This window comes from Micromonospora sp. M51 (assembly GCF_018070305.1).
Classification (GTDB): domain Bacteria; phylum Actinomycetota; class Actinomycetes; order Mycobacteriales; family Micromonosporaceae; genus Micromonospora; species Micromonospora parva.
Window position 1 is genome coordinate 1 of record NZ_JAGPXZ010000087.1, and the last position, 12,834, is coordinate 12,834.

12 protein-coding genes and 1 pseudogene are annotated in these 12,834 nt (G+C 69.7%); 5 read left to right on the plus strand and 8 right to left on the minus strand.

Annotated elements, in window-relative coordinates; all coding sequences use genetic code 11:
• The 6 genes from KBX53_RS07500 to KBX53_RS07525 all read right to left on the minus strand — a co-directional run.
• Positions 1 to 1,259 (minus strand): DUF6596 domain-containing protein (locus tag KBX53_RS07500; RefSeq protein ID WP_309140724.1); only part of this gene is annotated, 1,259 nt, incomplete at its 3' end.
• Positions 1,260 to 1,301: 42 nt separating this feature from the next.
• On the minus strand, positions 1,302 to 1,703 hold the full coding sequence (locus KBX53_RS07505) for a YciI family protein (protein ID WP_030333559.1): 402 nt from the start codon (positions 1,701 to 1,703) through the stop codon (positions 1,302 to 1,304).
• 107 nt (positions 1,704 to 1,810) lie between these two features.
• Positions 1,811 to 3,946, minus strand: a complete 2,136-nt coding sequence (locus tag KBX53_RS07510; RefSeq protein ID WP_210858243.1) for an alpha-galactosidase — start codon at positions 3,944 to 3,946, stop codon at positions 1,811 to 1,813.
• Positions 3,943 to 4,857, minus strand: a complete 915-nt coding sequence (locus KBX53_RS07515; RefSeq protein ID WP_210858244.1) for a carbohydrate ABC transporter permease — start codon at positions 4,855 to 4,857, stop codon at positions 3,943 to 3,945. The genes KBX53_RS07510 and KBX53_RS07515 overlap by 4 nt, the downstream gene beginning before the upstream one ends.
• Positions 4,854 to 5,810, minus strand: a complete 957-nt coding sequence (locus KBX53_RS07520; RefSeq protein WP_030333565.1) for a carbohydrate ABC transporter permease — start codon at positions 5,808 to 5,810, stop codon at positions 4,854 to 4,856. The genes KBX53_RS07515 and KBX53_RS07520 overlap by 4 nt, the downstream gene beginning before the upstream one ends.
• A gap of 21 nt (positions 5,811 to 5,831) precedes the next feature.
• Positions 5,832 to 7,160, minus strand: a complete 1,329-nt coding sequence (locus KBX53_RS07525; protein ID WP_210858245.1) for an ABC transporter substrate-binding protein — start codon at positions 7,158 to 7,160, stop codon at positions 5,832 to 5,834.
• Between the two features lie 283 nt (positions 7,161 to 7,443).
• On the opposite strand from KBX53_RS07525, the gene KBX53_RS07530 reads away from it, so the two are divergent.
• Together KBX53_RS07530 and KBX53_RS07535 are read left to right on the plus strand one after the other, a co-directional pair.
• Positions 7,444 to 9,435 carry a beta-galactosidase gene (locus KBX53_RS07530; protein WP_210858246.1) on the plus strand — a complete coding sequence of 664 codons (1,992 nt, stop codon included), beginning with the start codon at positions 7,444 to 7,446 and terminating at the stop codon, positions 9,433 to 9,435.
• A 37-nt stretch (positions 9,436 to 9,472) separates the two neighbouring features.
• A complete protein-coding gene (locus KBX53_RS07535; RefSeq protein ID WP_030333571.1) occupies positions 9,473 to 10,249 on the plus strand; it encodes a DeoR/GlpR family DNA-binding transcription regulator in 777 nt (258 codons plus the stop codon).
• Positions 10,250 to 10,410: 161 nt separating this feature from the next.
• Here KBX53_RS07535 and KBX53_RS36220 read toward each other — a convergent pair.
• Positions 10,411 to 10,614: pseudogene (locus tag KBX53_RS36220) on the minus strand (hypothetical protein); the annotation flags it as partial.
• 86 nt (positions 10,615 to 10,700) lie between these two features.
• Positions 10,701 to 10,973, minus strand: a complete 273-nt coding sequence (locus tag KBX53_RS07540) for a DivIVA domain-containing protein (protein ID WP_030333573.1) — start codon at positions 10,971 to 10,973, stop codon at positions 10,701 to 10,703.
• Positions 10,974 to 11,309: 336 nt separating this feature from the next.
• Here KBX53_RS07540 and KBX53_RS07545 point away from each other — a divergent pair, with 336 nt between their 5' ends.
• The 3 genes from KBX53_RS07545 to KBX53_RS07555 form a co-directional block, all read left to right on the plus strand.
• Entirely contained in the window at positions 11,310 to 12,179 is an 870-nt protein-coding gene (locus tag KBX53_RS07545; protein WP_030333575.1) for a helix-turn-helix transcriptional regulator, read from the plus strand.
• On the plus strand, positions 12,176 to 12,388 hold the full coding sequence (locus KBX53_RS07550; protein WP_210858247.1) for a DUF397 domain-containing protein: 213 nt from the start codon (positions 12,176 to 12,178) through the stop codon (positions 12,386 to 12,388). The genes KBX53_RS07545 and KBX53_RS07550 overlap by 4 nt, the downstream gene beginning before the upstream one ends.
• 210 nt (positions 12,389 to 12,598) lie before the next feature.
• On the plus strand, positions 12,599 to 12,834 hold a 236-nt coding region (locus KBX53_RS07555; RefSeq protein WP_210858248.1), incomplete at its 3' end, for a sporulation protein.

Consider the following 12,834-nt stretch of genomic DNA (forward strand, 5'->3'; position numbering starts at 1 on the left):
AGGCCGAGCGCCGACACCTCGACCTCCACAGCAGTCGGCGGGCCGCCCTCGGACTCGGCGGCCAGTCGGGCCGCCCGCATGCTCAGGTAGAGCTGTTCGGGGCGGCTGCACGTGTGGGCGGCGGCGGTCCGGTAGTCGGCGATCGCCCGGGCCCGGTCACCGGCCATCTCGTGCAGGTGGGCGCGGGCGGCGGCCAGCCGGTGGTGTCCGGCCAACTGCGGGTCGTGGGTCAGCGCGTCGAGGGCGGCCAGGCCGGCGGCGGGACCGTGCACCATGGCCGTCGCCACGGCCCGGTTGAGCGCCACCACGGGGCTGCCGGCGAGGCGTTCCAGCACCTCGTAGAGCGCCAGGATCTGCGGCCAGTCGGTCTGCTCCGTGCTTGGCGCCTCGTCGTGCACGGCGGCGATGGCGGCCTGCACCTGGTACGGGCCGACCGGCCCACGTGGCAGGGCCCGGGTGACCAGTGTGATGCCCTCGGCGATCGCCGAGGCGTCCCAGCGGCTGCGGTCCTGATCGGCCAGTGAGATCAGCTCACCCGAGGGGCCGGTCCGTGCCGGCCCGCGGGCCTCGGTGAGCAGCATCAACGCCAGCAGCCCGGCCGATTCGCTGTCGTTGGGCAGCAGCGTGTGCAGTGCACGGGTCAGCCGGATCGCCTCCGCCGCGAGGTCGATCCGGCGCAGGTGCGGGCCGCTGGTGCTGGTGTGCCCCTCGGTGAAGATCAGGTAGAGCACCTGCCGGACGATGACCAACCGGTCCGCCCGTTCCGCCGGCTCGGGCATCCGGAACGGCAGCCCGGATGCCCGGATGCGCTGCTTGGCCCGGCTGATCCGCTGCGCCATCGTCGCCTCGGGCACCAGGAACGCGCGGGCGATCTCGGCGGTGCTCAACCCACCGGCAGCGCGCAGGGTCAGCGCCACCGCCGACGTCGGCGCGAGCGCCGGGTGGCAGCAGAGGAAGAGCAGGACCAGCGTGTCGTCCCGCTCGGCGGCCAACTCCTCGTCCGGTGCCGGCGCGTACTGCCGGTCGTCCGGGGCCTGCCGGGCGACCAGGTCCTCCCGGCGGCGTCGGGCCTGCTCACCGCGGACCAGCTCGATCATCCGGCGGTAACCGACCTGGATCAGCCAGCCACGGGGGTTCACCGGTAGGCCCTCGGACGGCCACTGGGTGGCGGCGGCCAGCAGCGCCTCCTGCACCGCGTCCTCGGCGGTGGCGAAGTCACCGAAGCGGCGGCTGAGCACGCCGAGGACCTGCGGCGCCAACTCGCGCAGCAGGTCCTCGACGCGGGGCTCGGTGTTCAGCCCTCACAGCTCCGCTGGCGGAGCGGACATCACCGGGTGCACCTCGATCGGCATGTTCAGCGGCCGACCGCCGGGGCCGGGTGCGGTGGAGATGTACGCGGCCACCTCCACGGCCCGCTGCGGGCTCTCGCAGTCGACGATCCAGAAGCCGGCCAGGAACTCCTTCGTCTCGGCGAACGGCCCCTCGGTGACGACCGGCGTCCCGCCCTGACCAGCCCGGACGATCCGGGCCTGCTGCGGGCCACCGAGGCCCTGGCCGTCGACCCACTCCCCGGCGGCGGTGAGCTTGTCGTTGACCTCGCCCATGAAGGCGATGTGCGCCCGCACCTCGTCCTGGGTCCAGGTGTCGATGCTCGGGAAGTCGGCCCCGGCGGCGCTGAACTGCATCAGCAGCATGTACTTCATGGTTGGCTCCTCACGCCCGCGCACCCTCGTCGGTGCTCTCACCCTGAGGTAGAAGCAGGCTCTGCCGTTCTCGACACCCCGGCCACAACTTTTTCCAGAGAATCCTGTCAGCCGACCGCGTCGACCTCCAGCACCAGGCTCTGCTCCGGGTGCAGGGCGGGCAGCTGCACACCCACCCGGGTCAGCGCTGCCCCGCTGAGGGTCACACCCGCCGCCAACCACGCGGGCGCGGACAGGTCGAAGGTCGCCGGGGCTGGTACGTCCGACACCTGCCGCACCCGGTACCGCCGGCCGGGGTCGAGGCCGGGTAGCCGTACCGCGCCGGGAACCTGCGCCACCGAGGTGGTCAGCCGGGCCACCGCGTACACCGCTCGCGTCTGCTCGTGATCGACCACGCCGTGCGCCCAGACGGCCGGGTCCTGGTGGTCGACCCGGACCACCCGGCCGGAGTGCAGCAGCGGGCGCAGCCGCTTGTGCAGTGCCACCCAGGCGGCCAGCTCGGCCTGCTCGGCGATGCTGATCGACGCGATGTCCCACTCGATGCCGTGGTGGCCGAAGAGCGCGGTCGCCGCCCGGAAGCCCAGGTCGTGGACGCGGCGGGTGGTGTGCGAGCGTTCCGGGCCGATGTGGGTGCCGATCAGCTCCGGTGGCAGCAGCAACCCCGTCCAGCGCTGGATGCTGAGCCGCTCCAGGGCGTCGTTGCAGTCGCTGGCCCAGACCCGGTCGGTGCGCGCGAGGATGGCCAGGTCCACCCGGGCCCCACCGGACGAGCAGCTTTCGATCTCCACGCCCGGGTGGCGACCGCGCAACTCGTCGAGGAGCCGGTAGACCGCCAGGGTCTGCCCGTGCACCCCGGGGCGGCCGTGGTGCCCGGCCTCGGTGAGGTCCCGGTTCTGGTCCCACTTGAGGTACCGGATGCCGGGGTGGTCGGTGAGCAGCGCGTCGAGGCGTTCCCGCACGTAGTCGTACGCCTCGGGGCGGCCCAGGTCGAGCACCTGCTGGTGACGCCAGGCCGGCGGCAGCCGCCCCGGCACGGCGAGCAACCAGTCGGGGTGCGCGCGGAACAGGTCCGAGTCGGGGTTGACCATCTCGGGCTCGACCCAGAGGCCGAACTGGAGACCCTGGCCGGTGACGTGGTCGATCAGCGGTTGCAGGCCGTCCGGCCAGACACCCTCGTCGACGTACCAGTCGCCGAGCCCGGCGGTGTCGTCGCGCCGGCCGCGGAACCAGCCGTCGTCGAGCACGAACCGCTCCACGCCGATCTGCGCGGCCCGGTCGGCGAGTGCCCGCAGGCGGTCCAGGTCGTGGTCGAAGTAGACCGCCTCCCAGACGTTGAGGGTCACCGGGCGGGGGGAGCGCGGGTGCCCGGGGCGGGCCCGCAGGTGGGTGTGCAGCACGTCGCTGAGCCCGTCCAGCCCGGCGTCGGACCAGACCGCGTAGAGCAGGGGAGTCTCGTACGACTCGCCGGGGCCGAGCCGGATCTCCCCGGGAGCCAGCAGCTCACCGCCGCCGATCGTCGACTCGCCGGTGGGCCGACGCTCGGCGAACGTGACGTGGTCGCCGCTCCACGCGGTGTGCACCGCCCAGACCTCGCCGTGGCCGAAGCCGAAGCCGCTGGTGCCGGCCACCAGCAGCAGTGTGGCGTCATGCCCGGTACGACCACGCCGGCTCTCACGGACCCAGGTGCCGTGCTGCCACGGGTGCCGCTGGGGGGACCGTTCCCGGCACCACCGGCCGGTCAGGTCGAGCAGTTCGGTGGCGACCGCCGGCACCGGCAGCACCGGTGTCAGCTCCCGCAGTTCGTACCCGCTGTCGCCGTCGTTGCGCAGCCGGTGCCGGACGGTCAGCAGGCCGTACGGGTCGAGCGTGATCTCGATGGTCACGGTCAGCCCGGCGGCCGGGTCCGAGGCCCGCACTGTCACCCGCGCCGCGCCGGGCCCGCCGTCGCGCACGTCCAACCCGTCGAGGCGGAAGCAGGTGGACCAGTCCCGCCCGTCGCGGTGCCCGGCCAGCCCCGGGCGGCCACTCCAACCCGCGCTGGCCTCCGGCAGCACTGACAGCACCGTCGGTTCGTCGAAGCTGCTCGGCACCACCGGCGGTGCTGTCGCGTCGGTGAGCTGGCGCAGGCCGTCGTCGTCGAGGTCGCCGACGTCGCCGCCCCAGTGCACGACCTGGGGCAGTCCCGGGCCGCGCGCGTCGAGCACCAGGCTGGTCCGCGCGCGGCGCAGGTGCAGGATCGTCATCCTTTGGAGGCTCCCAAGGTCAGGCCCCGGACGAAGTGCCGCTGGAGCATAAAGAAGATCACCAGGGTGGGGATCGCGACGAGCACGCTGCCCGCCGAGACCAGGTTGTTGTCGGTGAAGAACTCGCCGCGCAGGTTGTTCAGTGAGCTGGTCACCGGGAACTTGTCGCCGGTGCGCATGAGGACGGTGGCCCAGAAGAACTCGTTGTAGATCCAGGTCACCTCCAGCGTCGCCAGCGCGGCCAGGGCTGGCCGACACAGCGGCATGGTGACCTGCCAGTACTGCCGCCAGATGCTCGCCCCATCGACCATCGCGGCCTCGTACAGGTCACGGGGCAGCGCCTTCATGTAGTTGCTGAGCACGAAGACGCAGAAACCGCACTGGAAGGCCACGTTGATCAGGATGAGGCCCCAGTAGCTGTCGTAGAGCAGCTCGGAGTCGCTCATGAACTCCGGCAGCGGCACCTCGGTGAACAGCCGGAACAGTGGGATGAGCAGCGCCTGCTGGGGCAGCAGGTTGGCCGCGGTGAAGACCCCCAGCAGGACGAGGTTGAGCTTCCAACTGAACCGGGCGATGACGAACGCCACGCAGGAGGCGAGGAAGAGGGTCAGCAGCACCGCCGGCACGGTGATGTACACCGAGTTGAGGAAGTGCTGCCCGAACTCCGCCGTCCGCCAGGCGGTGACGTAGTTGTCGAAGGTCCAGCCGCCGAACGAGACGTAGCCGTTGCGGGCGGTGTAGTCGTACGAGCGCAGCGAGGTCAGCACCGCCCAGGCGATCGGGAAGAGCCAGGCCAACGAGACGACGATGAGGAAGCCGTGCAGCAGCATCCGCATCGGGGTCAGCGCGCGGCGGCGCGGCGGTGCGTCGGGCTCACCCTCGGTACGCCGGGTGACGGTCGCGGTGCTCATTCCCGGTTCTCCCTCATCACGGTCGCCAGGTAGATGGTGATGAAGACCAGCGAGACGACCAGCATGATCGTCGCCAGGGCCGAGCCGAAGCCGATCCGGCTCGCCTCACCCACCACGTTCTGGGTGACCAGCGCGGAGATCAGCTCCAGTCCGTTGCGGCCCTTGTTGACCACCCAGACCAGGTCGAACGCGCGCAGCGACTCGATCACGGTCACCACCAGCACGATGATGTTGATCGGCCGCAGCACCGGGAACACGACCCGGAAGAACGTCCGGCTCTCCGAGGCGCCGTCGACGGCTGCGGCCTCCCGCAGCGACGGATCGACACCCTTCAGGCCGGCCAGGTAGAGCAGCATGATGTACCCGACGTGCCGCCACCCGGAGGCGACCATGACCGCCCAGATGTTGACGTTCGAGTCGCCGTACCAGTCGATGCTGCTACCGAAGGCGGCGTTGATCAGGCCCTGGTCCCGGGAGTAGAGCAGCTGCCAGACGAAGCCGATGAGCGCCAGTGAGAGCACCACCGGCAGGTAGAGCGCGGTCTGGTAGAAGCGGCTGCCGCGCAGTTCCTTGTCCAACAGCACGGCCAGGAACATGCCGAACGGGGTGGCGACCACGAACAGCGTCGCCAGCCAGAGCAGGTTGTTCTGGATCGCCGGCACGAACGGCGGGTAGATGTTCACCACGTCGCTGTAGTTGCGCGCGCCGACGAACTCGATCTCGTTGAGCGGGCCGATGCCGTCCCAGTTGGTGCCGGAGAGCAGCACGGTGGCCGCCGCCGGCAGCCAGACGAACCCGGTGACGAGCAGCAGCGGGACGAGCACCATCAGCGTGATGACCACGCGGTCGGTGCGGGACAGGAGCCGTAGCCGCCGGCGACGGCCACCCGTGGAGGTGGTCGTGGCCGGCGGCGGCACGGCGCGATCCGCTTGGATCAGGGGCAGGTCGGACACGATGTCCTTCCCCTTCCGCCGTCAGTCAGTGAAGATCGACTTTTTCTGGTTCTCGATGGACGAGGTGAGCCCGTCGATGTCCTTGGGGTTCTTGATGAACTGCTGGATCGCCGGGATCATCACCGTGGAGGCGAAGTCCGGCCGGGTGTCCCGGTCGAGGAACTGGGCGATCTCGGTGGCCGACCCGACCAGTTCGGCGGCCTTCTTCTGCAACGCCGTGTAGCCGCCGACGTCCGCGCCACTGTTGGCGACCAGGACGGCGGGGTCGTTCTTGAGGTTGATGTCCGCGGCGGCCTTGCCACCGAAGTACTCCAGCAGCTTGCGCGCGTTGTCCTCGTTCTTGGGCTTGCGGGCCATCATGTAGCCGTCGATCGGGGCGTCCAGCGCCTTGGCGCCGATGGCCGGGTCGATCTCGGGGAAGGTGAAGAAGTCGAGGTCGTCCTGCTCGTCGTTGCTGAACTGCTGACCGACGAAGAGGCCGAGCAGGTACATGCCGCTCTTCTTCTGCTGCAACGACTGCGCGGCCTCCTGCCAGGTGCGGCCGAGGCTGTCGGGCTGGTGCAGGGGGAGCAGGCCGGCCCAGGTGTCGAAGACCTTCTTGACCTTGTCGGAGGTCCAGGCCTCCTTGCCGGCCATCAGGTCGATGTGGAACTGGTAACCGTTGATGCGCAGGTTGAGGATGTCGAAGGTGCCCATCGCCGGCCAGCCGTCCTTGTCGGCGAAGGCGATGGGGATGAGGCCGTCCCGCTTCATCTGCGCGCCGAGCGCGGTGAACTGGTCCAGCGTGGTGGGCACCTGGTAGCCGTACTGCTGCCACACCGACTTGCGGTAGAACACCGCCCACGGGTAATACGTCGCCGGTACGAAGTACTGTTTGCCGTCGTCGCCGGTCGATGCCTTCTTGAAGGCGTCGGAGAAGCCGGAAAGCTTGCCCCACACGTCGCTGATGTCGCTGGCCAGGCCCTTCTGGGCGAAGAAGCGCATCCGGTAGCCGGCGAACCAGGTGAAGACGTCGTCCGGTTTGCCCTGCAGGTAATTGTTGATGTTTTCCTGGAACGTGTTGTGGTCGACGGTGTTCACCGCGACCTGCACCCCGGACGAGGTCTTGAAGCCGTCGGTGACCTTGACGAGGACCTCTTTCGGCTTCGGATCCGACTGGTTCGAGCCGAGCGACACGTCAGTGCTGGACCCGCCGGAGCCGGAGTCGTCGCCGCAGCCGGCGAGCAGTCCGGTGCCGAGCAGCGCGCCCGTGCCGGCCGCCGCGGCCAGCAACGACCGCCGGTTGATGCCGGCGACTGAGGGCGGTACGAGCCGAGCCAGGTACTCGGCTTGGGTTTGGGGACGGGACATCTGTGCCTCCTGCGGATGAAGAGGTGCTACGCCCAAGGGTCATCAGGGTGGTGAAGGCAGGTCCGGCGTCGTGATCACACATTGAGATCCACCGAGAATCCACATTGGCGAACACGAACGGCCATTGGGGCCTCAAGCTACCCTGCGGTCGTGTGCTGTCAAGAGGGCTGTTCGCCTCTGATAACCCAGTCGTGACACGGCCGTTACCTGGTAAACGTTGGAAAGAATCTCGATGTTGGAACCTGTTGACTTCCGTGGACCGGCGGGTGCACCCTCAGCTGTCATGCGGCGATGGCAGGGTGACAGCATCTATTTCGGTGGCGACTACAACCCCGAGCAGTGGCCCGAGGAAACGTGGTCGGAGGACATCGACCTGATGCGCCGGGCCGGGGTCAACCTGGTCTCCGTCGGCATCTTCTCCTGGGCCCTGCTGGAGCCCAGCGCGGGGCGCTTCGAGTTCGGCTGGCTGGACCGGGTGCTGGACCTGCTGCACGACGGCGGCATTCAGGTCGACCTGGCCACCGCCACGGCCAGCCCACCGCCGTGGTTGGCGCGCGCGCACCCGGAGACGCTGCCCCGCCGGGCCGACGGCGCGATCCTCTGGCCCGGTGGACGACAGGCGTACTGCCCCAGCTCCCCGGTGTTCCGTGAGCGCTCCCTGGAGCTGGTGCGCGCTGTCGCCGGCCGGTACGCCGAGCATCCCGCGGTGGTGATGTGGCACGTCTCCAACGAACTGGGCTGCCACAACGTGCACTGCTACTGCGACGTCAGCGCCGAGGCGTTCCGCGGCTGGCTGCGCGAACGCTACGGCGACCTGGACCGGCTCAACGACGCCTGGGGCACCGCGTTCTGGAGTCAGCGCTACGGCGACTGGGCCGAGATCAACCCACCGCGCACCGCGCCGACCTTCGCCAACCCCACCCAGCAGTTGGACTTCCTGCGGTTCTCGTCCGACGAGCAGCGCGCCCAACTCCGCGCCGAGCGCGAGATGCTGCGGACGTTGGTCCGGCAGCCGATCACCACCAACTTCATGATCGGCCTGGGCGACAGGCACATGGACTACCACTCCTGGGCGTCCGACGTGGACCTCGTCTCCAACGACCACTACCTGACCGCCGCCGACCCGCAGGCGCACCTCGGGCTGGCGTTCGCCGCCGACCACACCCGGGGTGTTGCCGGCGGCGACCCGTGGTTGCTGATGGAGCACTCCACCAGCGCTGTCAACTGGCAGCCGCGCAACGTCGCCAAGCTGCCCGGGCAGCTGCGCCGCAACAGCCTCGCGCACGTCGCCCGCGGCGCCGACGGGGTGCTCTTCTTCCAGTGGCGCGCCTCCCGGGCCGGCGCGGAGAAGTTCCACTCCGCGCTGGTGCCGCACGCCGGGCCGGACACGAAGGTGTTCCGCGAGGTCTGCCGGCTCGGCGCGGACCTCAAGGCCCTCGCGGAGGTACGCGGCAGTCGGGTGGACGCGGACGTGGCGATCCTGTTCGACTGGGAGGCGTGGTGGGGAGTCGAGTTGGACTCGCACCCCAGCGTCGACGTCACCTACACCGACCGGCTGAACGCCCTGTACGGCTCGCTCTGGCGTGCCGGCGTGACCGCCGACGTCGTCCACCCGTCGGCCGACCTCAGTGGCTACCGGCTGGTCCTGGTGCCGACCCTCTACCTGGTCAGCGACGCCGACGCCGACGCGCTGCACCGGTACGTCGAGGCCGGCGGCACCGCCGCGGTCACCTACTTCAGCGGCATCGTGGACGCCAACGACCACATCCGGCTGGGCGGCTACCCGGGCGCGTTCCGCGAGCTGCTCGGCATCCGGACCGAGGAGTTCTTCCCGCTGCGTGAGGGCGAGCGGGTCCGACTCGACGACGGCAGCGCCGCCGACGTGTGGACCGAGTGGCTGCACGCCGAGGGCGCGGAGGTGCTCGCCTCGTACACCGATGGGCCGCTGCCCGGCGTGCCGGCGCTGACCCGGCACCAGGTGGGGGACGGCGCCGCCTGGTACGTCGGCACCCGGCTGGACGAGCCGGCCACCGACCGCCTGGTGGCCCGGCTGCTCACCGAGGCCGGCGTCCGCCCGGCGGCGTCGGCGCCGCCCGGGGTGGAGGTGGTCCGCCGCCGCGACGGCGACCGGAGCTGGCTCTTCGCGATCAACCACACCGACACGGAGGTACGCCTGCCGGCGCACGGCGTCGAGCTGCTCAGTGGCACACCGTGTGCCGGTGAGCTGACGGTGCCGGCCGGTGAGGTGGCTGTCATCCGTGAGGATCGGCAGTGATCCGTACGACCGGCACGGCGCGAAGGAGGTTCCCCACATGCTCGCCCAGCAGCGGCAGACCGCCATCCTCGATCTGATCCGCCAACGTGGCGGGGTGCGGGTGAGTCAGCTCGTCAGCCGGTTCGGTGTGTCCGACATGACGATCCGTCGTGACCTGGAGGTGTTGGCCGAGCGCGGCCTGGTCGACAAGGTGCACGGCGGGGCGACCCTGGCCGGGCCGGGCTCCGCCGAGGAACCCGGCTTCGCCGCGAAGTCGATCCGCCAGCAGGCGGAGAAGCGGGCCATCGCCGAGCGGGCCGCGACAATGGTGGAGCCGGGGATGGCCATCGCGCTCTCCGCCGGCACCACCACCGCCGCGCTGGCCACGCTCCTGTCCGACGTACGCGGGCTGACCGTGGTGACCAACTCGATCCCGGTGGCCGACGCGCTGTACCAGAACCCCCGCGCCGACCAGACCGTCGTGTTGACCGGCGGCATCCGTACCCCGTCGGACGCGTTGACCGGGCCGGTGGCCGAGGCGGCGATCAGCGCGCTCAACGTCGACCTGCTGTTCCTCGGGGTGCACGGCCTGAGCCCACGCACCGGCTTCACCACGCCCAACCTGCTGGAGGCCGGGGTCAACCGGTGCCTCATCGGCGCGGCCCGCCGGCTCGTGGTGCTCGCCGACCACACCAAGTGGGAGACGATCGGCATCGCCACCATCGCCCCGCTGGAGGCCGCCGACGTGCTGATCACCGACGTCGGGCTGCCCGCCGAGGCCCGCACCACGATCGGCGAACAGGTCGGCGAGCTGGTCATCGTCAACGCGGCCTGAAGCCCTCGCGCCGCGCTCTCGCCCCACGCCGTCGATCTTGCGCTTTCGGACGTCGATATGCCTGTATTGCCCTTTAAGTCGCCACAGAAAACGCAAGATCGCGGAAAGCGGGGTGGGGCCCGAGCGCCTCGCTGGCTGTCGTTGGGCAGGCAGGCTCCAGCGTGGTCGGCCTGCCGCGCGCAGCGGCGGCGATCGGGCATGAGCCGGTCGCAGAAGACCCAATGTCGTACGTGCTGCGCGTCCTCGGCCGACACCGTGATGCCGCCGACGTCGACCTGCGGCGTGGAGGCCAGCGACCGGGCGATGGTCCGCGCCAGGTCCGCTGCCTCGGCCAGGTCGGTGACCGCCACCGGCAGGTGGATCACATGCCGAGGCCCCTCCGTGTACGCCTCAAGAGCGAACCGCGGCAACGGCGTGAAGAGCCCGCTGTACTGATGCTCCCATCCCGGGCTCACGGCTGACGCCGCTCGGACCAGGTGCTCTGCCAGTCGCGCAGCGCTCGCTTCACCCGGGCGTTCTCCTCGCTGAGTCGAGCCACATCATGGTGCAGCGTCGCCAGGTCGAGCGCGACGCGGTGCAGGAACCGTCGTACCTCTGCGGGGTCCACGCCTCGTCGGCCGAAACCGACGACGGTGAACTGCCGGTCGCGGACCTGGCTCGGGTGCAGCCGAGCCAGCCGAGCGCCGCCGTGGGGCGTGCCGTCGTAGAGCGTCCCTCGGGTCATTCATCACCTCGCGCGTCGTCGACCGATGGGCGGGTCAGGGTCGCGAAGGCGCCCTGGGCCGTGGTAGTTATTCGTTCAAGTCGGTTCGGAGCCGGGATTCGCACATCCCGACGCTCTAGTTGAGACCCGACGAGAGCCGGTATGCGCCTGCCACTCGCGAAGCCGTCTCTCGTCACCTTCTCGGCTGTTGGCACAGCCGCGGTTGCCGTGTTTGCACCGGGCGTCCCCGGGGGCCGGCGATCACCCTCACCCGAAGGCCACGTTTCCAGTGGCGCCGGAATTGGTGCAACGACACCAACAAAATTCGTCTTGAGGGTCCGCGAGGAGAGGTGCACCATGCCCGCCAGGCGTGAATCGTTCGTGCAGACGCTGCGTGCTCAGTGGCTCGGTCAGCAGATGCGGCAGCTGAGGGAGCAGCGCGGCATCACGCTCAAGCAGGCCGCGGAGTTCCTGGAGCGCGACTTTTCGTCCATTGCCCGCTGGGAGCGCGCCGAGTGGCCGTTCCGGCGTGGAGTCGTCGTGTCGCTGCTCGACCTCTACGGCGAGCACGACGGGCGCGAGCGGAATCGCTTCATCCAGCTTGCCGAGGATGCGTGGCGAACGGATCGATGGGACGACGACTATGACGAGCTGGTCGATGCCTCATTCATCGATTTCCCATGGCTGGAGAGTAGGGCCGAGCGCATCTACTCGTGGGATGCCTTTCTCGTGCCGGGCCTCATGCAGACGCCGGCTTACGCGGAGGCAGTGATCCGCAACGCGGAAGGGGAAGGCGCGACAGAATTCTCGGTCGGCAAGTGGCTACAGCTCCGGATCGACCGTCAACGTGTGCTGACGCGAGACCCGGCTGTCCGGGTGGCGGCGATCATCGATGAAGCCGTACTGCGCCGCCCCGTCGGTGGCACTGCCGTGATGCGCGGCCAACTCCACCACCTGGGCGACCTGATTGGAAAACCGAACATTGACATTCGCGTGCTGCCATCACGGGTGGGGCTGCACGCCGGTCTCGATGGCTCGTTCGTACTCTTCGGGATGCCCAAGCCATACCCGGAGGTCGCCTATGCCGAGACGCTGGGCGGGCGCCGCTTCATGGAATCTCCAACGTCGAAGCGCTACGCGCTTGCGTACGATCGGCTTCGTGGTGTCGCGTTGGGTCGGCGCGAGGCGGCCGAGCTGATCGCGGAGATCAAGGAGGGACTGCCATGAGTGAAGCCTTACCCGCGGTGGCCTGGCACGTCAGCAGCCGGAGCAACAGCAACGGTGGTAGCTGCGTCGAGGCGGGGCCGGTTCTGGACGGTTCCGGTCGAGTGGCGGTGCGGGACAGCAAGGATCGCGCGGCGGCGACCCTCGTCTACCCGGCGGGCGGGTGGATGGCGTTCGTCGACGGGGTGAAGGACGGCGATTTCGCGCCCTGATGCGTGATCGAGGTCGACCGCCTGAATCGTTTGCGGCATCAGCTCCACAGGCTCGCCACCAGTCAATTGGCTCGGCCTGCTCCCGAAACGCCACGCCGGCGGAGCGTCGCGCGGCGCTTCACAGCCATCTCACAGGGGTGCTGGATAGGGTGCCGGTCGAGTCAACGTCCGACTCCAGCGTGGAGCGGTCGGCGTCGCACAGGAGTTCCGATGGTCTTCAAGAAGATGTTGAGCGCGTTCGGTGTGGGCGGTCCCAGCGTGGACACCGTGCTGACCAACCCCAACACCCGGCCCGGCCTGACCCTCGACGGGCAGGTGAACCTCGTCGGTGGCGACGCTGAGGCAGCCATCGAGCAGGTGGTGATCGGCCTGGTCACCCGGGTCGAGGTCGAAGGACACGACACCGAGTACGCGGGCACGATGGAGTTCCACCGCATGGCGGTCAG